18 protein-coding genes are annotated in these 20055 nt (G+C 60.5%); 9 read left to right on the top strand and 9 right to left on the bottom strand.

The window, feature by feature from the left end:
• Positions 1–86 precede the first annotated feature (86 nt).
• Genes LVD08_RS14890 through LVD08_RS14880 form a run of 3 tightly spaced genes read right to left on the bottom strand, consistent with a single transcriptional unit; the run spans position 87 to position 2617 of the window.
• Complete coding sequence (locus LVD08_RS14890; protein WP_247268523.1) at positions 87–704, bottom strand: DNA-3-methyladenine glycosylase family protein; 618 nt, start codon at positions 702–704, stop codon at positions 87–89.
• Between the two features lies 1 nt (position 705).
• On the bottom strand, positions 706–1503 hold the full coding sequence (locus LVD08_RS14885; protein ID WP_150369604.1) for an isocitrate lyase/PEP mutase family protein: 798 nt from the start codon (positions 1501–1503) through the stop codon (positions 706–708).
• A 31-nt stretch (positions 1504–1534) separates the two neighbouring features.
• The gene (locus LVD08_RS14880) at positions 1535–2617 is read right to left on the bottom strand and encodes a bifunctional transcriptional activator/DNA repair enzyme AdaA (RefSeq protein WP_247268522.1); all 1083 of its coding nucleotides are present in this window, start codon (positions 2615–2617) and stop codon (positions 1535–1537) included.
• Positions 2618–2724: 107 nt separating this feature from the next.
• On the opposite strand from LVD08_RS14880, the gene LVD08_RS14875 reads away from it, so the two are divergent.
• Positions 2725–3138: a VOC family protein gene (locus LVD08_RS14875; RefSeq protein WP_247268521.1), complete on the top strand. Its 414-nt coding sequence runs from the start codon at positions 2725–2727 to the stop codon at positions 3136–3138.
• Between the two features lie 3 nt (positions 3139–3141).
• Here the strand turns inward: LVD08_RS14875 and LVD08_RS14870 are convergent, their stop codons facing one another.
• Positions 3142–3762 carry a LysE family translocator gene (locus tag LVD08_RS14870; RefSeq protein WP_247268520.1) on the bottom strand — a complete coding sequence of 207 codons (621 nt, stop codon included), beginning with the start codon at positions 3760–3762 and terminating at the stop codon, positions 3142–3144.
• A 274-nt stretch (positions 3763–4036) separates the two neighbouring features.
• Here LVD08_RS14870 and LVD08_RS14865 point away from each other — a divergent pair, with 274 nt between their 5' ends.
• Both LVD08_RS14865 and LVD08_RS14860 read left to right on the top strand, forming a co-directional pair.
• Positions 4037–4651 carry a biliverdin-producing heme oxygenase gene (locus LVD08_RS14865; RefSeq protein ID WP_247268519.1) on the top strand — a complete coding sequence of 205 codons (615 nt, stop codon included), beginning with the start codon at positions 4037–4039 and terminating at the stop codon, positions 4649–4651.
• Positions 4648–6894, top strand: coding sequence for an ATP-binding protein (locus LVD08_RS14860; RefSeq protein ID WP_247268518.1), 2247 nt, complete (start codon positions 4648–4650; stop codon positions 6892–6894). The genes LVD08_RS14865 and LVD08_RS14860 overlap by 4 nt, the downstream gene beginning before the upstream one ends.
• A gap of 42 nt (positions 6895–6936) precedes the next feature.
• Here LVD08_RS14860 and LVD08_RS14855 read toward each other — a convergent pair whose 3' ends face one another.
• Positions 6937–10878 (bottom strand): hypothetical protein, encoded by a 3942-nt coding sequence (locus LVD08_RS14855; RefSeq protein ID WP_247268517.1) that lies wholly within the window; start codon positions 10876–10878, stop codon positions 6937–6939.
• A gap of 50 nt (positions 10879–10928) precedes the next feature.
• Between LVD08_RS14855 and LVD08_RS14850 the strand changes: the two genes are divergently transcribed.
• Positions 10929–11516 (top strand): LysE family translocator, encoded by a 588-nt coding sequence (locus LVD08_RS14850; RefSeq protein WP_247268516.1) that lies wholly within the window; start codon positions 10929–10931, stop codon positions 11514–11516.
• A gap of 14 nt (positions 11517–11530) precedes the next feature.
• Here LVD08_RS14850 and LVD08_RS14845 read toward each other — a convergent pair whose 3' ends face one another.
• The 3 genes from LVD08_RS14845 to LVD08_RS14835 all read right to left on the bottom strand — a co-directional run bounded on the left by LVD08_RS14845 (position 11531) and on the right by LVD08_RS14835 (position 13769).
• A complete protein-coding gene (locus tag LVD08_RS14845) occupies positions 11531–12364 on the bottom strand; it encodes an AraC family transcriptional regulator (RefSeq protein ID WP_247268515.1) in 834 nt (277 codons plus the stop codon).
• A gap of 35 nt (positions 12365–12399) precedes the next feature.
• On the bottom strand, positions 12400–12903 hold the full coding sequence (locus LVD08_RS14840) for a VOC family protein (protein WP_247268514.1): 504 nt from the start codon (positions 12901–12903) through the stop codon (positions 12400–12402).
• 191 nt (positions 12904–13094) lie between these two features.
• On the bottom strand, positions 13095–13769 hold the full coding sequence (locus LVD08_RS14835) for a class I SAM-dependent methyltransferase (protein ID WP_247268513.1): 675 nt from the start codon (positions 13767–13769) through the stop codon (positions 13095–13097).
• A gap of 92 nt (positions 13770–13861) precedes the next feature.
• Here LVD08_RS14835 and LVD08_RS14830 point away from each other — a divergent pair, with 92 nt between their 5' ends.
• Positions 13862–14254: a GFA family protein gene (locus LVD08_RS14830; protein WP_247268512.1), complete on the top strand. Its 393-nt coding sequence runs from the start codon at positions 13862–13864 to the stop codon at positions 14252–14254.
• Between the two features lie 142 nt (positions 14255–14396).
• Here LVD08_RS14830 and LVD08_RS14825 read toward each other — a convergent pair whose 3' ends face one another.
• Positions 14397–15227, bottom strand: coding sequence for an alpha/beta fold hydrolase (locus tag LVD08_RS14825; RefSeq protein WP_247268511.1), 831 nt, complete (start codon positions 15225–15227; stop codon positions 14397–14399).
• 251 nt (positions 15228–15478) lie between these two features.
• Between LVD08_RS14825 and LVD08_RS14820 the strand changes: the two genes are divergently transcribed.
• The 4 genes from LVD08_RS14820 (at position 15479) to LVD08_RS14805 (ending at position 19724) form a co-directional block, all read left to right on the top strand.
• Complete coding sequence (locus tag LVD08_RS14820) at positions 15479–15934, top strand: (2Fe-2S)-binding protein (RefSeq protein WP_003224136.1); 456 nt, start codon at positions 15479–15481, stop codon at positions 15932–15934.
• Between the two features lie 20 nt (positions 15935–15954).
• The gene (locus tag LVD08_RS14815; protein WP_247268510.1) at positions 15955–18117 is read left to right on the top strand and encodes a xanthine dehydrogenase family protein molybdopterin-binding subunit; all 2163 of its coding nucleotides are present in this window, start codon (positions 15955–15957) and stop codon (positions 18115–18117) included.
• Position 18118: 1 nt separating this feature from the next.
• Positions 18119–18697, top strand: coding sequence for a hypothetical protein (locus LVD08_RS14810; RefSeq protein WP_247268509.1), 579 nt, complete (start codon positions 18119–18121; stop codon positions 18695–18697).
• 61 nt (positions 18698–18758) lie between these two features.
• Positions 18759–19724: a sensor domain-containing diguanylate cyclase gene (locus tag LVD08_RS14805; protein ID WP_247268508.1), complete on the top strand. Its 966-nt coding sequence runs from the start codon at positions 18759–18761 to the stop codon at positions 19722–19724.
• Positions 19725–20055 lie beyond the last annotated feature (331 nt).

Genomic DNA, 20055 nt, shown 5'->3' with positions numbered 1-20055 from the left:
GCGCCTTCGCGAGCAAGCCCGCTCCCACATTTTGAAATGCGTTCCTCTGTGGGAGCGGGCTTGCTCGCGAAGAACGATAACGCGGTCTAGACCTTGGCAACGCGCCACAAATACCACGCCGCCACCGTCCGATACGGACTCCACGCCAAGCCGATCTCGATCATCTGCCTGCACGTCGGCTGTACCTCCAGCGCCTTCAAGCGGCGATAGCCCTCGCGCACGCCAAAATCATCCGCCGGCAGAATATCCATGCGCTCCAGGCTGTAAATCAGCAGCATCTCCACGGTCCAGCGGCCCACCCCGCGCAGGCTGACAAGGCGTTCGATCAGCGCTTCATCGTCCATCGCCAGCGCGGTGGGATAATCCGGCACCACACCGTCCAGCGTTGCCCGGGCGATGCCCTGAATGGTCGCAATCTTGCCCGCCGAAAAACCGCAGCCGCGCAGTTGATCGAAGTCACTCGCGAGAATCTGTTCCGGCCGGGGAAACGTCTGCCCCGGAAACAGCGCCACCAGACGCCCGACAATTGCGTCCCCAGCCTTGGCGTGCAGTTGCTGATAGGCAATTGCCCGCACCAGCGATTCGTAAGGATCACGCGCCGGGTGCGGTTGATGCAGGCACGGGCCGACGGCGGCAATGTGGCGCTGCCAGTCCTCGTCGAGCGCGGCCAGAAATTCGCTGGCCGCCTGATAACGATCCGGCATGCTACTTCAGCAGTCCGTTGACTTCGCCGTAGGTCAGCGCCTTCAGGTCGTGGGTGTCGAGCTTGCCGCTGGCGAGGAAGCTTTTCACCAGCGAACCCATCGCGCCGTAGAGGAACTCGGCGATCCCGGACCCGGCGCTCAAGCGCCGCACGCCCAGAGCTTGCAGCTCGGTCGGCGACGGCAGGCAGGCGAAGCCGAGCACGTTCACCGGCAGTGACGTGCCCTTGCAGATTGCCTCGATTTCATAAGCGGCGGTCACGCCAGCGGCAAACAAGCCATCGGCCCCGGCGGCCTGGTACAACGCTGAACGGTGCAGGGTTTCGGCGACGCGATCCTCGGCCGGTACCAGGCCCTTGAGGTAGACGTCAGTGCGCGCGTTGATGAACAGCTTCACACCACGCTTCTGAGCGATCTGCCGTGCTACTTCAATCTTGCGCGCCAACAGCTCCGGGGCGCCGCTGCCGTCCTCGATATTGATCCCGACCGCACCGGCGGCGAGCACCGCATCGACCACTTCGGCCACACGGCCAAGGTCATCGGAATAACCCGCCTCGATGTCCACGCTCAGCGGCACCTGGATCACCCGCGCGATGGATTCCACGGTTGAAATCAGCCGTTCGAGGGGCAGGGTGTTGCCGTCTGGATAGCCATGCGCCCAAGCGACTGCCGCGCTGCTGGTGGCGACCGCTTGCCCGCCCGCATGCTCGACCAGCCGCGCACCGGTGGCGTCGGCGACGTTGGTCAGGATCAGCAGACCTTCCTGGTGTAACTGGTGGAACCGAGTGTCGAGCGCGTTCATCGAAATCCCTTCTTGTAAGTGGAGCGAAGTGTCAGAAAGCCAGTGGTTGCGTGAGCTGCACCGCAGCGTTTTCCAGCCTCAGCAGAAACGCCTTGCGCGGCTGTCCACCACCATAGCCGGTCAGCGAACCGTCCGCACCGATCACCCGATGGCACGGGACCACGATCGACAGCCGATTGTGCCCATTGGCCAAGCCTACCGCGCGACTGGCGCCGGGTTTGCCCAGGCGTGAGGCGATGGCGCCGTAGGTGCTGGTCTGGCCATAAGGAATTTGCAGCAGTAGCTCCCACACTTGCTGGTCGAACGCGCTGCCGGGCAGATGCAGCGGGACGCTGAATGCACTGCGCGTCCCGGCAAAATATTCGTTGAGTTGCTCTTCGATCTGCCGCAAAGGCGCGTTGTGTCCCGGTGCGACCACGTAGCGATGACGGGTTTGCAGTTCCTCGACCTCGCGGGTCAGCGCCGGGCGATCGAGAAACTCCAGCAACACCAGTCCGCGACGTTCGGCCATCGCGATCATCGGCCCCAGCGGCGTGGTCAGGCGGGTGAACAGCAGCGGTTCACTGTTGGCCGCGCGGCCCGGGGTGATGTGGAACGACTTCTGGAACGCATCGCGAAAACCGCTGAGCGATTCGTAGCCGGAATCGAACGCCGCATGGTCAATCGAGGTGCCTTGGCGAATCCCGCCCAGCGCCATACCGAGCCGGCGCGTGCGCAGCCACGCATGAAAGGTCATGCCGAAATGCTGCTTGAACCAGCGCCGCAGCTTCAGCGGTTCGATGCCTGCGGCCAGCAGTTGCGCATCGCTCCAGCCCATTTCCGGGTCGGCATCGACGGCGGTGAGCAGGCGCTGCACCCAGTCGGGGGCGATGGCTGCGACGTCCAGCGGCTTGCAGCGCAGGCAGGCGCGATAACCGGCGCTCAAGCACTCATCGGCATGGGCGAAGAATTCGACATTCTCCGGTTTCGGCTTGCGCGCCGTGCAGCTGGGGCGGCAGAAGATCCCGGTGGTTTTCACGGCCGTGAAGAACACCCCTTCGTAGGCGGTGTCGCGTTCGAGCATGGCGCGAACCATCTCGGCGTGGGGCGGCAGCAGTGCGGTTTGTATGTTCATGGGCAGAGCTTAAATCCAGGATTTCGATGGCTCCACCGAAAAATCGACAGTGAATTTTTTCGATTCTGCACCACAATCAGCGGATCGCCGATTCGCTGGAGCCAACCATGCCACCGTTCATCATTCAACACATCGATCACATCGTCCTGCGTGTCGCCGATCTGCAACGCAGTATCGAGTTCTACCGCCAGGTCTTCGGCGCCGAGGTGGTCAGGCACAACGAACCATTGGGTCTGGTGCACCTGCGCGCCGGCACCTCGATGATCGACCTCGTCGACTTGCAAGGCGAACTCGGCAAAAAGGGTGGCGGGGCTGCCGGTACCGAGCGGCGCAACGTCGATCACTTCTGCCTGCGCATTGAGCCGTTCGATGAACCGGCGCTGACCGAGCACTTGCAGGCGCACGGTCTGACCGTGGAAAAAGCCGCCAGACGCTTCGGCGCCGAGGGCTACGGCCTGTCGTTGTATTGCTTCGACCCGGACGGCAATCAGGTCGAACTCAAAGGGCCGTCCGAGGCCTAGGTATCACGCGCGTTTCGCCAGCAACAACACCGAAGCCGCCGCCGACAGCAGCCCCGCGCAGCAACGGTTGAAGATCCGTTTGCCGCGCGGCTCGACGAACCAGCGGCGCATGTGCAGGCCCATCCACGCATAGGCGCCGATGGCAATCCATTCCAGCAGCAGAAACAGCGCGCCGAGCACCGCGAATTGCGCCGGCACCGGGCGGCTCGGATCAACGAATTGCGGCAGAAACGCGGTGAACAACAGGATCGCTTTCGGGTTGCCCGCCGCCACCAGAAACTCCTGACGCGCCAGCCGCCAGAACCCCACCGACGCTCCGGCGACCTGCTGCTCGGCCTCGGGGTTGGCGCGCCACAGTTGCCAGGCCAGGTACAGCAGGTACGCCGCGCCAATGATCTTGATCGCATGGAACAGCCATTCCGAGGTCTGCAGCACCACCGACAGCCCCGCGCCGGCGAGGGCAATCATTGCGGCGAATGCAACGATTCGCCCGATACCGGCGGCGCAGGCCCGACGATAACCATAGCGGGTGGCATTACTCACCGACAACAGGTTGTTCGGGCCGGGGGCCATGTTCAGGGCGAAACAGGCCGGGAGAAACAGCGAAAGCGTGGCGAGATCCATGGGCTTGGGCTCCAGAAGCGATGACGCTTTTTTATCACAGGCGGCGGGCGCGCTGACCCGTACAGTCACGCGGTGCTGTCGCGGTACAGCATTGGCAGCCTCTTTGATCGAGTCGAACTTTTCTGATTCTTCAGAGCTCTGAAAGGTCTGAAGGCGATGGTTTCGTCAGAAAAATCTGTGCGCCAAGTCAGAAAAAGGCGTTTGCCGTGTAATATCCTTCCAAAGCTGCAAACACCCTGCCGGCCCCGAAGCGGCCCCACCAAGAGCGATCTACATGCAAGCAAAGGCCCGTGAAGTTTATGTGCCACCGGTGCTGCAAGATCTGCGAGCCGGCACTGCCGAACTGCACATCGCACTGGAAAAACGTCTTCCTTTTTTCTCCGATACCCTCGATTCGAACGCTTTTGTACGGTTGATGCAGGCCTACTACGGCTTTTATCGACCGCTGGAAAGTGCACTGCTCGACAGTGGCGTGATCCCGGTCGATTTCGATCTTGCGCCACGTCTCAAGACGCAGATCCTGCTCAATGATCTGAGGGCTCTGGGCCTGATGCCCGAGACTATCGCCCATCTTCCATTGTGTCAGTCGTTGCCCGTGATCGAATCCAGCGCTGCCTGCCTGGGGGTGATGTACGTGCTGGAAGGGGCAACCCTCGGCGGGCAGATCCTGCGCCGCGAAATCGCCTCGCGGTTGAGCCTGAATGCCGACAATGGCGCGGCATTCCTCGACATCTATGGCGCCGCCACCGGCCGCCGCTGGCGCGCTTTCATTGAATACCTGGGCAGTCGACCGCTGGATGCGGACGAACGTAAAGCCGTTGTTGCGGCGGCCCAAACCACATTCAGCTGTTTCGAGCGCTGGCTCGACAGCCGGGAGGTACTGGCATGACCCCGCAAGACCAAGAAGCCTTTGAAGAACTGCTGGCCAACTGTGCCGACGAACCGATTCGCTTTCCCGGGGCGATCCAGCCCCACGGCCTGTTGCTGACCCTGAGCGAGCCGGCGCTGGACATCATTCAGATCAGCGCCAACGTCGAGACCCTGCTGGCACGCCCGGCGCAAGAACTGATCGGCCAGCCACTGCACGAATTGCTGGGTGAGACGCACGCGGCGGTCGTGCGCGAGGCGTTGCAACAACCGGTATTTGCCGATGCCGGACCGCTACATTTCCGCCTCAACGGCACCGCGTTCGAAGGTCTGCTGCACCGTCATCAAGGCGTGTTGATTCTGGAACTGGAAATCCACGTCGAAAACTTCCAGCCGCGTAACGTCGCCGGCAACCGGACCCATCTGGGCCGCATGCTTCAGCGCTTGCAGGCAGCCACCACATTGCAGGCGCTGTATGACATCAGCGTCAAGGAAATCCAGGCGATGACCGGTTACGACCGGGTGCTGATCTACCGCTTCGAGGAGGAGGGCCACGGTCAGGTGATCGCCGAGGCGTCCGATCCGTCGATGGAAGTGTTCAACGGCCTGTTCTTCCCGGCTTCGGACATCCCCGAGCAAGCGCGCGAGCTGTATCGCACCAACTGGCTGCGGATCATCCCGAATGCCGATTATCAGCCAGTGCCGCTGGTGCCCAAGCTGCGCCCGGACACCCAGACCCCGCTGGACCTGAGTTTCGCCACCCTGCGCAGTGTCTCGCCGATTCATTGTCAGTACATGAAAAACATGGGCGTTCTGTCGTCGATGAGCATCTCGCTGCTCAAGGGTGACAAACTCTGGGGCCTGATCAGCTGTGGCAACCGCCAGCCGCTGCATGTGCCGCACGAGTTGCGCAGTGCTTGTCAGACCATCGGTCAGGTGCTGTCGCTGCAGATCAGCGCGATGGAGGCGCTGGAACTCAGCCGTCAGCGTGAAGAAAAGGTCGAGGCACTGGCATTGCTCAATCAGGCCATGATCGACTCGCCGCAAAACGTCTTCGATGGCCTGGCGCAACAGCCGCAAGTGTTGATGGCGCTGGCCGGGGCCGGGGGCATTGCGATCATCGAAGACAAGCAGTTGCACCGTTACGGCAACTGCCCGGAACCGGAAGACATTCGCGCCCTGCACAAGTGGCTGCAGGAAACCGGCGAGCCGGTGTTCGCCAGTCATCATTTGGCCAGCGTCTATCCGCCGGCCGCGCAGTTTCAGCAAGTGGCCAGCGGCGTGCTCGCCATGAGCCTGCCCAAACCGGTGGACAACGGCGTGTTGTGGTTCCGCCCCGAGGTCAAGGAGAACATCAACTGGAGCGGTGATCCGCGCAAGCCGCTGGACCTGGAAAACTCCGATGCCGGCCTGCGTCTGCGCCCGCGCACCTCGTTCGAAATCTGGAAAGTCGAGATGGCCGGGATCTCCACCAAGTGGAGCCACGGCGATCTGTTTGCGGCCAATGACCTGCGCCGCTCCGCACTGGAAAACGACCTGGCCCGGCAGGTGCACCGCGAGCAGGAAGCGGTGCGCGCCCGGGATGAGCTGGTGGCAGTGGTTTCCCACGACTTGCGCAATCCGATGACCGTGATTTCCATGCTCTGCGGCATGATGCAGAAGACCTTCAGTTCCGACGGCCCGCACACTTCGCGGCGCATCTCCACCGCGATCGACACCATGCAACAGGCGGCGGGGCGGATGAACACGCTGCTCGAAGACTTGCTCGATACCTCGAAAATCGACGCCGGGCGCTACACCATCGCCCCGCAGACCCTGGACGTCGGGCAGATGTTCGAGGAAACGCAATCCCTGCTGGGGCCGCTGGCGCTGGACAAGGACATCAGCATCTCGTTCCAGGCCGACCCCGACCTGAAAATCCATGCCGACCCGGAGCGTCTGTTTCAGGTGCTGTCGAACCTGATCGGCAACGCGATCAAGTTCACCCCGCGCAAAGGTTCGGTGGGCGTGCTGGCCAAGTCTGACGGCAAGGAAATCGTGTTTACCGTGCGTGATACCGGTGAAGGCATTCCCAAGGAAAACCTGGCGCGGGTGTTTGACCGCTACTGGACGGTGAAGGAGGGCAACCCGACCGGAACCGGACTGGGTCTGTACATCACGCAGGGGATTGTTGAAGCTCACGGCGGACGCATCGAGGCCAGCAGTGAGCCGGGTGAGGGCACGGAGTTTCGGTTTACCGTGCCGGCGATGCTTGCCGGTGAATGAAACAATCCGTGCCTCGTTAAACGGGGCACGGATTTTGAGTGGTCAGCCCAGGTCGCTCAACGACATGAACACGTGTTTCGGCATCGGTACAAATCGCTGGTTGCGCAGCTGGCTGATCGCATACACCGCGCTGGCGGTACGACCATTGCCGTCGCCGAAGCCTTGAAACCCGGCGATGGCCGCCAGCAAGTGTTTGTCGAAGTGCTCATGGGCGGCATCGAGCGTTTTCAGATGTCGTTCCAGAGCAGCAAAAACGCTAATGGTGCCACCATATTTTGTTGGCTGTCCGACATCGCGCACAGACCCCGCCAATTCAGGAACCAGTCGAGCGTTGATCTCTTTAACCACGGTCGCGTCGGTCAGGGATTTGTTGTTGCCCGCATACTCACGCAGGATCGCCACAATGTGCGCCAGGTCGTTGTCGGAGGTCGAGCCTTTGACCATCCACGCCCCGGCTCGCTGCGCATTGTCGGAGAAACCCTGCGGGTTGAACGACGATTCTGGCATCACGTCGGTGTAGGGCGGCTTGCCAAGATCCAGCTTCAAGACGTTTTGCTGATGATTATTGAGGTAGATGACTTTCTTTGATTCAAGCTCGGCCATGAACCCGAGTGTGTCGGAATAGTCATGGGCTTTTGTGGTGAACTTCGTTCCATCGAACCGGGGCCCCTTGTTTTTTGTGAACGTGATTAATACGTTGTTCGCTGCGGCGTGGCCTATTAACGATTCCAGTTGCTGGAATCCCTTTGACGGCGCAGCCGCTTCCCTCGTTGCAGTATTGAAAAGATGCTGCAGCTCTGTCGCATTGCTGCCCTTGGGGACGGATATAACGTCCTGACTCAGTCGTGTGACGATCTGTTCGACAGTTTCCAGCGCGTCATCCTTGAACAGTGCCCGTGCATGAGCCACCGTCGGCAGGGTCATGCGAATCTCGGCCGCCGCCCCGGACTTGCTCAACGCTTTGACCAGGTCGTAGGAGCCACTGCTGGCGGTCGTCAGTCGACGCAACTGGCGGGCGGCTGTCATGCTGATCGAACTGCCAGCCTGGCTGAGTTTCAACGCGCCTTTGCCTGCCAGCTTCCCGGCGCCGACGATCACTTGGGGAACACCGTCAACGGGGTTGAAGATTGACACCAGAACACTGCCGGCCACGCGCCCGAGGCTCAGCAGCCTGGTGCTGCTTGCCACTGCCTTTGCCAGCGCACCGGCCGCCCCGATAAAGACGAAGGACACCGCGAGGGCGTCGATGACGCAGCTGAAGGCGGCCCCGCTGCGTTTATCCGGATCATCCGAAGTCAGTTGCTGGATACAGCCTCTGAATGGAATGAAGATATTCAGAATGATGTTGGCAACGCGCTCATACGCTTCCTGCTTTTCCTCGTATTCAGTCTGGTCATAGCCCATCCGGTAGTATTCGTCGTAGGTGATCGGCGGGTTCTTTTGCGCAATGAAGTCGGCAATGTCTTTCAGCCTCGGCGATTGGTAACTTTCCATTGGCGATGTGTACCAGGCTGACTCTTTGTCGTATGGCGCAAATTGACCAAACCGATCAAGCAGCATGCCGAACTCGTGAACATCTGCATGTTCGGCCAGTTCCCAGTGGCGGCGCGGCAGTAATTTATTGATGTCTGCCTGTTCGCTCTGGGAAGGCGTTGCACCCTGAAAGTACGCCGCGTGCTCGGTAATGATGTTTTCCAGATAGGTAAGGCGCGGGAAGTTCCCGTTCTTGCCGTTGGTCGCTCCGTCGAAGCTTGCTGTGTCTTCGTTAAATACATGACCGCTGGCGAAAGCCTCGGCCAGGCGATCGCTTTTGCGGCACAGTCCTTGTAACGGGAACAACTCATAGCAACGGGTTTTCGATTGGTGACGGCACAGGATGACCACCCCGTGCGGCGAGAAGTGGTCGGCGCTGTGCCCGGGGATATTGCGGTTGCCGCGCACCAGGTAGAGCGTTAATGCGCCCTGTGTCAGTGCTTCTCGATCACTCAGGCCGAGGCGGGAAAATGCCAGCCGGATCATGGTGCTGACTCCCGACTTGAAGGTTTCGTGCTGCCCCTTGATCTTTGCGGCATACAATTGATTGACTGGCGCAAGGCCGGCCAATGTCGGATGCACGTCGTGCAAATTGCGCCGGGTCGATGTGCTGGTGAGGTTTTTACGGTGTAACTGGTTGGCAAGGTAAAGATTGATCACCGTGTCGCTGATCAGTCCCCCTTTATTGTGCGGCGAACGAAATACCTCCTGATGGTGGTTGATGTCGGCATCGAACAGCGTTTGCTGCGCCAGGTTCCTTCGGCTGACCGGCGCAGTGGTTATAGACTTCAGTGCCGCCTCCAGTTCATCGGCATATGTGTTGTAGTGATTCATTGCCGCTGTTGCGATTTGTGCTTCGGATAATGTCGAATCTTCACGGAGCATCACTTCGTTGATGTTTGCCCAATCCAGCACGCACTGCAGATTGAGTAATTGATGCAGGGAGCGTTGTGCATCGCTGAGCGGCGCCAGTTCGGCAAATTTCATCAGTTGCTCATAAGACAGTTTGCGCGACAACCCGGGAGCGATCCTTTCTGTCAGCATGACCGCCTTGCGCAACATGACCCAGCCTGGTGAGCCGATCAGCAGTGTCGGCGGGGTAACAACCAGAAACTCTGGTGATTGCCCCGCCAGCACCAGTTCCACTGCCAGGTAAGCGGCAAACAGACTGACGCGGTTGATCTGCTCAAAGTGGCGCTTGAGACGAGTCCGCGCCTGCGCCGGGGTTTCATGCACATACAGCGATTCATAACGCAGACTTCGATGAGTTTCGACCCGTTCCTCCGAGCCCATGTCCAGGTCCAGCACGACCGCGGCCAGCAACAGCCGGCTGCGGGTGACCTCCGTTACTGTGGGTGCCTTGCCCTCGATCAGAAGTGCATCGAAACAGCTCTGAGCCAGACGATGTGCCTCGCTCGTTTGCATCAAATACTCCCACGCCAGTCGCGGATTTTCCTGCAACAAGGCGCCGCTTTTTCTTTTGAGCACCACGTCCGTCAGGTAGTTGATCAACGGTTCGGCATGCCGCCCCAGGTCGGCCATCAACTTTCGCGCGACCTGCATGATCACAGGATACTGGGCGGGCTCGATGATCAGGGCGACATCCTGAGTCTCCTCGGAAATACCCCAGTAGTTAGCGAATTTTGGCGGTGCGGGCATTTTGAAGTTGAGGCAGTCGATCAAGTTTGCAAGGTCTGCGTAGTCGTTGGGCGGATCGATTTCCTGAAACGCCAGCCAGTTGCGCAGTGGCACGGTGGCGCTGGAGGAAATAATGCCGCCAGAACGCCATGCAGTTTTAGACAAAAGTTCGATATCGGGCCGTAGTGATTCGATCTCATACAGTTCATCGGTAATGATGGTGTAGTGGATGTAAAAACCCGTAGCGCCGAACTCTTCATAGGCGGCGTAAACTTCACCATTGCTTCTGACCATGAAAAAGTGATCGGCAGGAAGGTCGAAGGAGGCAATGAATTCAATGAATTCCGGATGTTTGCTGAGTGAGCGCAGCAATAATTTGCCAGCGAGATGTTCGCTGTCGAAACGACTTCCCGACACCACTTCCGTGGCGAGTTGCATGAGGTCTTCTTCAGCACGAAAAGATTGTCGAAGGAAATTTCGGTTCTCCAGAGCCCTGGCGATTTTCAATCGTTCTACTTCGTCGGCCGATGCAGGGGTCGTTGCAAAAAGGTTGCGGTTAATATCCATATTGAGTTGTTCTGGTCCGTGTTGGTTAGTGCGGCAATCAGCCAGGTTAACGTGGCTGGTTGTGAAGGGGTCGGGAATATAAAACATCGAGCAAAGTTGGTTTTTTGTTTTAAGTTGCAAGTTGTTTTTGAAAGTGTCGAGATGTCTGTTTGAGGTATTAAGTGGCAACAGAAACTTCGTCGCCGGTTTCAATGGCCTGAGTGGTGGCGCGGGTCGTGGGTGATTTTGTTCAATACGCGGGCGCACGGCGCTGTCTACTGTTGACTCCTTGTTCCCCAATTTGCAGCAGGTGCGTAATGAGTCTGATTGTGTCGATGGCGGCGTTTGCGCTGGTGGCATCCATAACCCCGGGGCCGGTAAATATCGTCGCGCTGAGTTCCGGGGCGCAATACGGCTTTCGGGCCAGTCAGCGGCATGTGGCGGGGGCGACGCTGGGCTTTGTGCTGTTGCTGGTGCTGATGGGGTTGGGCCTGCATGAAGTCCTGAAACTGTGGCCATTCCTGACCCGGGTGGTGCAATTGGCCGGGGTGGCGTTTCTGTTGTTCATGGCCTGGAAACTGGCTGCCGATGACGGCCAGTTGCATGTCGGCGAGGCGGGGCGGGCGCCGTCGATGTTGTACGGCGCGGTGATGCAATGGCTCAACCCGAAAGCCTGGCTGGCGTGTGTGGCAGGGATGGGCGCGTTTGTCGCCGATGGCGAGGCACGGCTGGTCTGGCAGTTCGCCGCGGTGTATCTGGTGATCTGTTATCTGTCGGTCGGTTGCTGGGTCTATGCCGGGACGTTTCTGCGTGGGTATCTGGGCAATCCGAAGGGGATGCGCCTGTTCAATCGGTTGATGGCCTTGTTGCTGGCGGCGAGCGCGGGTTATCTGCTGTTGCCGTGAGCCCGGCGCCAGGATCAGCCGCGATATTGGCCGGGAGTCGCCGCCAGATGCTGTTTGAATGCGCGCTGAAAATGCGCCTGATCGGCAAAACCTGCTTCCAGCGCGACATCGGCAATCAACTGGCCGCTGCGCAGACGTTCGCGGGCGAACTGGATGCGCTGGTTGACCACAAAGGCATGCGGAGTCATGCCGTAATGCTGCTTGAACGTACGGATCAGATACGACGGTGACAACTGCGCCGCCGTGCAGATGTCCTCCAGGCTGAGCAGATCGGTGCAATGTTCGCGGATGAAATCGGCGGCGCGTTCGAGCTTGAAGTTCGGTTCGCGCAACGGTGGTTCAGCAGGGTTCAGGCGTAGTTGCAGGTCGCTGAAAAATTCGACCGCTGCGCTGTGTTTGCGCAGTACGTCCTGCTGCTCATCGACCAGTGTGGCGTAAAGCCCTTGCAGGTCACGAAACAGTCGCGGGTCATCCAGATGAGTATTGGAGAACCGCCGAAACTCCAGCGCCGCACTGAACCCCAGTTGATGCTGCAAATCCGTCAACCACGGCGTCTCGACATACAACATCAAGTACGACCACGGCTGATCATCGAGCGGATTGCAGGCATGCACGTCACCCGGATTCATCAGCACCACGGTGCCGGCGGCGACTTCGAAGGTTGATTGCTCATGCACATAAATGCTGCGCCCGGCGGTGATCGCGCCAATCGAAAAATGCGCATGGGAATGGCGTGAGTAGCAGACCTCACGGCCATCGGCGATGGCCCGCGCTTCGATGAAGGGCAGGGCATCGTCGCGCCAGAAGCGAGGGGCTTTTTCAGGGTTTTTGGCGGCAGCGTGTTTCATCGTTATGGTTCCCGGCAGGCCAGAACCGGAGTGTATTAGCTCTGGCCGGCAAAGGCCCGCTCCAGTTCGGCGATGTCGAGTTTTTTCATCTTGAACATGGCCTGCATCGCCCGTTGCGACTTGCTGGTGTCGGGGTCCAGCATCATGTGCATGAACGCCACCGGCACGATCTGCCACGACACGCCGAACTGGTCCTTGAGCCAACCGCATTGCTGGGCCTCGACCGGGCCGCCTGCCGACAGATTGCCCCAGAAGTGGTCGACTTCTTCCTGATTCTGGCAATTGACCTGAAACGAAATGGCCTCACTGAACTTGAACATCGGCCCGCCGTTGAGGCCGGTGAAGGTCTGGCCGTCGAGTTCGAAACTGACGGTCATCACCGCGCCTTCCGGCTTGCCGTGAAATTCCTGGCCGACCTTGCTGTAGTGGGTCAGGCCGGTGATTTTCGAATGATCGAAGATCGAGCAATAGAACTTCGCGGCGGCTTCGGCCTGATCATCGAACCACAGGCACGGTGTGAGTTTTTGAAAGCGTTGCATGGCAGTCATCCTCGGCAGGTTAGACACGCAGGTTTTACAGCGTAGTCAGTCCTTGGTCGAATGGCGCTGCCGTAGATCGACAAGTGCGTCGCTCGCCGACAAACCCTGTAGGAGTGAGCCTGCTCGCGATGGTGTCGGTACAGTTTGCATATGTGTTGCCTGACACTACGCCATCGCGAGCAGGCTCACTCCTACAAGGAGCGCCGCTCGGCAATCATCAACAGCGACTGCGGCACCGGGCTTTGCGGATGCTGCGGCTCTTGCAGGCTGACCAGGTGAAACCCGGCCATGTCCAGCGCGTTGCACCAGCTCGACAGCGTGCGGAAATACCACGGCATCGGCTGCCACTGGCCCTTGAACCCGGCGAAGGACTCTTCACGCCAGCCATCCTGATAATCGCCGGCCGCCACGGCCCACGGATGCAGGGTCTGAATGATCATGGCGCCGCCGGGAACCAGCAACGCCTGCATCGCGGCGAGCAATGGAATGATGTCCTGATGCAGCAGCGAGAAGTTGGCGCAGATCAAATCGTAATCACGGCCAATATCAATTTCGGCGTCGACCAATGCCGCATAACTGGCCACATGTACCTTGGCCGAACCGGCCTCGCGTGCAGCCTCGATCAACGTCGCGTCGCCATCGACGCCCGCCGTATCGATACCGCGATCCGCCAGCGCCCGCAACAACCAGCCTTCGCCGCAACCCAGATCCAGCACGCGTTCGGGTTGACGGCCCATGATCGCCAGCAGGATCGCCTGATCGGTGACTTGCTGGCGGCTTTCGATGGTACCGCTGCGGATCGCGTCGATCCAGGCGTCAGCGTTGGTGTGCCAGCTCTGTAACAAGATGGACTCGGGGGAGGGCATGGGGCTGTCTCCGGCGTAGGCAGAATGTGAGCGTTCGCTTGTACGGCTGCTATGTTCAAAGGCTGAACAGAGTCTGGCAGAGGATAGACACCATGAACTCATTAACTGGCGGTTGCCTGTGCGGCGATGTGCGTTTCGAAGCGTCGGGCCAACCTTACCGCGTCGGGATTTGCCACTGCCTCGACTGCCGCAAACACCACGGGGCGTTGTTCCATGCCTCGGCGATATTTCCCGAGAATGCGGTGACCGTCAGCGGCAACACTGGCGAGTATCAAGGGCGGGTGTTCTGTCCGCGCTGTGGTTCGCCGGTACTGGCGCGTTCGGGGGATGAAATTGAAGTGAATGTCGGCTCGCTGGACGCGCCGAACCAGTTCAAGCCGACCTATGAACTGTGGACTGTACGGCGCGAGTCATGGTTGCCCGCGCTGCCACTGGCGCACCACTACGAACGTGATCGCGAAGGGACGGGGCGCACCGAGGCGTAGTGAACTTCAGGCCAATCAAGTTCCCTTGTAGGAGTGAGCCTGCTCGCGATAGCGTCGGAACAGATTGAACATTTGTTGCCTGATACATCGCCATCGCGAGCAGGCTCGCTCCTACAGGAGACAGGCGTGAACGCAACTCTCCTCAGCCGCGAATAAATGCCAGCAAATCGGCATTGATCGTCGCCGCCTCAGTCGTCGGCATCCCGTGCGGAAACCCCGGATACGACTTCAACGTGCCATTTGGCAGCAGTTTCGCCGACAAAGGCCCCGAGTTCGCATACGGTACGATCTGATCGTCCTCGCCATGCATCACCAGCACCGGCACGGTGACTTTCTTCAGGTCTTCGGTGAAATCGGTCTGCGAGAACGCAACGATCCCGTCGTAATGCGCCTTGGCGCCGCCGATCATGCCCTGACGCCACCAGTTGCCGATGATCCCCTCAGACGGCTTGGCGCCCGGACGGTTGTAGCCGTAGAACGGGCCGCTGGGAATGTCGCGATAGAACTGCGCACGATTGTCAGCCAGTTGCGCCTGAAAATCGTCGAACACCGATTTCGGCAAGCCACCCGGATTGCTTTCGGTCTGCACCATCAACGGTGGCACCGCGCTGATCAACACGCCTTTGGCGACGTTGTCCTGACCATGACGGGCGATGTAGTGGATGACCTCGCCGCCGCCGGTGGAGTGGCCGACATGCACCACATTCTTCAGCCCCAGATGCGTGACCACCGCCAGCGCATCGTCGGCGTAATGGTCCATGTCATGGCCGTCCCAGACCTGACTCGACCTTCCGTGCCCCCGGCGGTCATGGGCGATCACTCGAAAACCCTGGCCCAGGAAGAACAGCATCTGCGCATCCCAGTCATCCGAGCTGAGCGGCCAGCCGTGGTGGAAGTGGATCACCGGGGCGTCCTTCGGGCCCCAGTCCTTGTAGAAAATTTCGACGCCGTCTTTGGTGGTGACAAATCCCATGTTCGCGACTCCTGACCAAGGTGATGGGTTACCGCGCTCGTCGCAGACCGGTCGTGACGGTTCGGATAAGCGCCGTTATCAGCCAGAAGATTAAAGTCGACATTTTTGCGATAGGGCATGACCGGTGGTCGCCATGTCTGGCTTCACGCGCAAATTAGGCTTTGCTGAAAGGGATAAGCCGAGGCGCGCACAGGCTTTGCTGGCCGTAGCGACGCCCCTTCAGAACACCGTGAGTCTGAGGAAAATCCCCGATGCTGACCTTGAATATCAATGGCAAGGATCAGGAGCTCGATGTGCCGGCCGACATGCCGTTGCTCTGGGTCCTGCGTGACGTGGCGCACCTGACCGGTACCAAATTCGGCTGTGGCATGGCCCAGTGCGGCGCCTGCACCGTACACGTCGATGGCGCGCCGTTGCGCGCCTGTATCACGCCCGCCACCGCCGTGGCCCACGGCCAAAAGATTCTCACGATCGAAGGCCTTTCGACCGATGGCTCGCACCCGGTGCAGCAGGCCTGGGCCGAACTTGATGTGGTGCAGTGCGGTTATTGTCAGTCCGGGCAGATCATGTCTGCCGCCGCGCTGCTGGCGAAAATCCCCAAACCCACCGACAGCGATATCGATCAGGCGCTCTCCGGCAATATTTGCCGCTGCGGTACCTATCCCCGGATCCGCGCGGCGGTCAAGCGCGCGTCCGAAATCGGCTGAGGCATGTTGGGAGAAGGCTGATGAACAGTCCTGTATCGCGTCGTGGATTTCTCAAGGGCAGTGCCGTGCTGGGTGGCGGCCTGGTGGTGGCGTTCGTCGTGCCCGGTGCCCATCGTTTTGCTCTGGCGGCGGAGAATGAAGGCAAGGTCTTCGCGCCGAATGCGTTTTTGCGCATTGCCGCCGACAACAGCGTGACGGTGTTGCTCGGGCACTCGGAAATGGGTCAGGGCATCTGGACCGGTCTGACCATGCTGATCGCCGAAGAGCTGGACGCCGACTGGTCGACGATTCGCGTCGAACACTCGCCGGCCTCGGCGGCCAATTACGGCATGCCCGCGTTTGGCGGGATGCAGATTACTGGCGGCTCGACCTCGACCTGGATGGAATTCGACCGCTACCGGCTCGCCGGGGCCACGGCGCGGCAGATGCTGGTGGAAGCGGCGGCCAAGCGCTTCAACGTCGCTGCGTCGACGATTCGCACCGAGTCCGGCGTAGTGATCGCCGGCGATAAACGCGCGACGTACGGCGAACTGGCGGACGCCGCCGGGCAACTGCCAGTGCCAGATCCAAAGTCGATCACCTTCAAAGAGGCCAAGGACTGGAAAGTCATCGGCAAACCGACCAAACGCCTCGATACCCCGGAGAAAATCACCGGCCGCGCCAAGTTCGGCATGGACGTGCAATTCGAGGGCTTGATGACTGCGATGGTCGCCCGTGCGCCGGTGTTCGGTGCCACGGTCAAATCCTTCGAGGGCGCCGAGGCACTGGCGGTGCCCGGTGTGCACAAAGTGGTACAGGTGCCGACCGGCGTGGCGGTGATTGCCGAGCATTATTGGGCGGCGAAACTCGGTCGTGATGCGCTGAAGGTCGATTGGGATCTCGGGCCGCACGCTGACCTGAGCAGCCAGGGCCTGCTCGACAGTTTCCGCAAACTGGCAGCGACACCGGGCACTTCCGCCAGCCAGGCTGGGGATCCGAAAGGCAACTTCGACAAGGCGGCGAAGAAAATCGACGTCGAATACAGCGTGCCGTATCTGGCGCACGCACCGATGGAACCGCTGAACTGCACAGTGAAGATCAGCGCCGAAAAGTGCGAGATCTGGACCGGCACGCAATTCCAGACCCTCGACCAGATGGTCGCCGGCAAGATCACCGGGCTCAAACCGGAACAGGTGGAGATTCACACCGAGTTTCTTGGCGGCGGATTCGGGCGGCGGGCCAATCCGACCTCGGACTTCGTCGCCGAAGCGGTGCAAGTGGCGAAAGCCGCCGGGCTGCCGGTGAAAACCGTGTGGTCGCGCGAGGACGACATTCGCGGCGGCTATTACCGCTCGATGTTCCTGCATCAGGCACGCATAGGCCTGGACGGGCAGGGCATGCCGCTGAGCTGGCAGCATGTGCTGGTCGGCCAGTCGATCATGGCCGGCACCATGCTCGAACAGACCATGGTCAAGAACGGCATCGACGCGACTTCGGTCGAAGGTGTGGCCGACAGCCCGTATATCAAGGGCCTGGCCCATCAACAGGTCGAGCTGCATTCGCCGCAGACCGGAATCAATGTGCTGTGGCTGCGTTCGGTGGGGCACAGCCACACCGCGTTCGTCATGGAGTCGCTGATCGATGAAATGGCCACGGCGGCGGGCAAGGACCCGGTCGAATATCGACGCACCTTGCTCAAGGACCATGCGCGGCATCTCGGGGTGCTGAATCTGGCGGTGGAGAAGGCCAACTGGACAGCGCCATTGCCGGACGGGCATGCGTTGGGCGTGGCGGTGCACGAGTCGTTCGGCAGTTATGTGGCGCAGGTGGCCGAGGTCTCGCAGGACAATCTGGCGATCCGCGTGCACCGCGTGGTGTGTGCGGTGGATTGCGGAATCGCGGTCAATCCGCAGAGCATCGCGGCGCAGATGGAATCGTGCATCACCTTTGGCCTGGGCATGGCGCTGCACAGCAAGCTGACGCTCAAGGACGGCGCGGTGGTGCAGTCCAATTATCACGATTACCAGGTGCTGCGGCTCAACGAGATGCCGCTGGTCGAGGTGCATATCGTGCCCAGCAGCGACAAACCCGGCGGCATCGGTGAGGCCGGGGTTCCGCCCACAGCGCCGGCGGTGGCCAATGCCGTGTATGCGCTGACCGGGCAGCGCTTGCGTGAACTGCCGCTGCAACTGTCGGGGGTGTGAGATGAAACGACATCTGCTGTTGGGCACGGTGATATTGCTGGGGCTGGGCGGCTACGCCTCGGACCTGTTCGCCGACGATCAGGAAGCGCTCAAGGCGTTCGGCACGGTGCAGAAGGTGTTCCAGAGCCCGCGCTGCCAGAACTGCCACATCCCCGGCGACTCGCCGCTGCAATTCGATGCCGGCAAACCACACGCGATGAATGTGGTGCGTGGCATGGACGGCAAGGGCGCCGCCGGTTTGCCCTGCGCCACCTGCCACGCCGAGAGCAATCCGCCGGCCAGTTATGGCCCCCACGCGCCACCGGGGGCACCACACTGGAGTCTGCCGCCGGCGGCCCACAAGATGGCCTGGATCGGCCTGCCGCCGGACAAGTTGTGCGCGATGATCAAGGACCGCTCGAGCAACGGCGACCGTGATTTCGCCGCGCTGATCAAACATGTCAGCGACGACAAACTGGTGTTGTGGGGCTGGAACCCCGGAGCAGGGCGCGCACCGGTGTCGGTGCCGCATGACATTTTTGTGGCCCAGTTCAAGCTTTGGGCCGATGCTGGCGGGCCATGTCCGGTGGCGGGCGGTTGAGTGTGTGAGTCGCTGGCGAATCAGGCTACTCTAACGGTCATTGACCCTGATGGAGTGCGTGATGCTGGCCCCGATCAAACCCGCCAATGAAGCCACCCGAATTCAAGCGCTGCACGGCTTGAAGGTTCTTGATTCGGCGCCGGAGGAGCGTTTTGACCGGCTCACGCGGCTGGCCAAACGCCTGTTCAACGTGCCGATTGCGCTGGTGACGCTGGTGGACAAGGATCGGCAATGGTTCAAGTCGTGCGTCGGCCTCGACGTCAACGAAACCCCGCGTGATGTGTCGTTCTGTGGGCACGCGATTCTTCAGGACGAATTGCTGCTGGTGCCTGATGCCAAGCAGGACAAGCGCTTTCATGACAATCCGCTGGTCACCGGCGAGCCGAACATCCGTTTCTACGCGGGCTACCCGCTGACCGTGCCCAACGGCAACAAAATGGGCACGTTGTGCCTGATCGACACCCAGCCGCGTGAACTCGACGACGAGGAGCGTGCCCTGTTGCGCGATCTGGCCGGCATGGCCGAGCAAGAGTTGATGGCGGTGCAGATGGCGAGCATGGACGAGCTGACGCTGCTGTCCAATCGCCGCGGTTTCAAACAGCTCGCCCAACATGCGCTGGACGCTTGCGCGCGTCTGGACAAACCGGCGACGCTGCTGTTTTTCGATCTCAATGACTTCAAACAGATCAATGATCGTTACGGCCATGCTGAGGGCGACAGTGCGCTGAAGACCTTTGCCGATGTGCTGCGCATCGCCTTTCGCGAGAGCGACGTGGTCGGGCGCCTGGGCGGTGATGAGTTCGTGGCGCTGCTGACCGGCTCCAGTCACGTCGAAACCACGGCAATCATGGCGCGGCTCAAGGACATCCTCGACGAGCGCAATACGATGTTGCAACGCGGCTACGACATCCGCTTCAGCGTCGGCCAGATCGAATACGATCCGCAACGGCATGACACGGTGGATCGGCTACTGGCTGATGCCGACCAGGCGATGTATGCGCACAAGCAGGCGTTGAAACGGCGCTGATTCAGGCCTCATCGCTGGCAAGCCAGCTCCCACAGATTTAGCGGCTGCCCACAAAATCCAGATACACCGCAGAACCCTGTGGGAGCGGGCTTGCTCGCGAAAGCGTCCGTCAGGCGATATCCATGTTGGATCTGCCGGTCTTTTCGTGAGCAAGCCCACTCCCACAGGTTTATCCGCTGCCCACAAAGTTCAGGCGCATCGCAAAATAGTGTGGGAGCGGGCTTGCTCGCGAAAGTGTCCGGCCAGGCGATATCCATGTTGAATGTGCCGGCCTCTTCGTGAGCAAGCCCACTCCCACAGGTTTATCGGGTGCTCACAAAATCCAGATACA

Source organism: Pseudomonas sp. YL2 (genome assembly GCF_023063025.1).
GTDB lineage: Bacteria > Pseudomonadota > Gammaproteobacteria > Pseudomonadales > Pseudomonadaceae > Aquipseudomonas > Aquipseudomonas putida_A.
Note: the sequence above shows the minus strand (reverse complement) of the source record. Positions and strands in the feature narration are given on the sequence as shown.

What these genes read in the sequence shown, in the direction of transcription:
- LVD08_RS14825 (WP_247268511.1), bottom strand. Translation starts at nt 15,227, where the DNA reads ATGGGATTTGTCACCACCAAAGACGGCGTCGAAATTTTCTACAAGGAC.
- LVD08_RS14860 (WP_247268518.1), top strand. Translation starts at nt 4,648, where the DNA reads ATGACCCCGCAAGACCAAGAAGCCTTTGAAGAACTGCTGGCCAACTGT.
- LVD08_RS14890 (WP_247268523.1), bottom strand. Translation starts at nt 704, where the DNA reads ATGCCGGATCGTTATCAGGCGGCCAGCGAATTTCTGGCCGCGCTCGAC.
- LVD08_RS14820 (WP_003224136.1), top strand. Translation starts at nt 15,479, where the DNA reads ATGCTGACCTTGAATATCAATGGCAAGGATCAGGAGCTCGATGTGCCG.
- LVD08_RS14870 (WP_247268520.1), bottom strand. Translation starts at nt 3,762, where the DNA reads ATGGATCTCGCCACGCTTTCGCTGTTTCTCCCGGCCTGTTTCGCCCTG.
- LVD08_RS14875 (WP_247268521.1), top strand. Translation starts at nt 2,725, where the DNA reads ATGCCACCGTTCATCATTCAACACATCGATCACATCGTCCTGCGTGTC.
- LVD08_RS14835 (WP_247268513.1), bottom strand. Translation starts at nt 13,769, where the DNA reads ATGCCCTCCCCCGAGTCCATCTTGTTACAGAGCTGGCACACCAACGCT.
- LVD08_RS14845 (WP_247268515.1), bottom strand. Translation starts at nt 12,364, where the DNA reads ATGAAACACGCTGCCGCCAAAAACCCTGAAAAAGCCCCTCGCTTCTGG.
- LVD08_RS14850 (WP_247268516.1), top strand. Translation starts at nt 10,929, where the DNA reads ATGAGTCTGATTGTGTCGATGGCGGCGTTTGCGCTGGTGGCATCCATA.
- LVD08_RS14865 (WP_247268519.1), top strand. Translation starts at nt 4,037, where the DNA reads ATGCAAGCAAAGGCCCGTGAAGTTTATGTGCCACCGGTGCTGCAAGAT.
- LVD08_RS14830 (WP_247268512.1), top strand. Translation starts at nt 13,862, where the DNA reads ATGAACTCATTAACTGGCGGTTGCCTGTGCGGCGATGTGCGTTTCGAA.
- LVD08_RS14880 (WP_247268522.1), bottom strand. Translation starts at nt 2,617, where the DNA reads ATGAACATACAAACCGCACTGCTGCCGCCCCACGCCGAGATGGTTCGC.
- LVD08_RS14840 (WP_247268514.1), bottom strand. Translation starts at nt 12,903, where the DNA reads ATGCAACGCTTTCAAAAACTCACACCGTGCCTGTGGTTCGATGATCAG.
- LVD08_RS14815 (WP_247268510.1), top strand. Translation starts at nt 15,955, where the DNA reads ATGAACAGTCCTGTATCGCGTCGTGGATTTCTCAAGGGCAGTGCCGTG.
- LVD08_RS14810 (WP_247268509.1), top strand. Translation starts at nt 18,119, where the DNA reads ATGAAACGACATCTGCTGTTGGGCACGGTGATATTGCTGGGGCTGGGC.
- LVD08_RS14885 (WP_150369604.1), bottom strand. Translation starts at nt 1,503, where the DNA reads ATGAACGCGCTCGACACTCGGTTCCACCAGTTACACCAGGAAGGTCTG.
- LVD08_RS14805 (WP_247268508.1), top strand. Translation starts at nt 18,759, where the DNA reads ATGCTGGCCCCGATCAAACCCGCCAATGAAGCCACCCGAATTCAAGCG.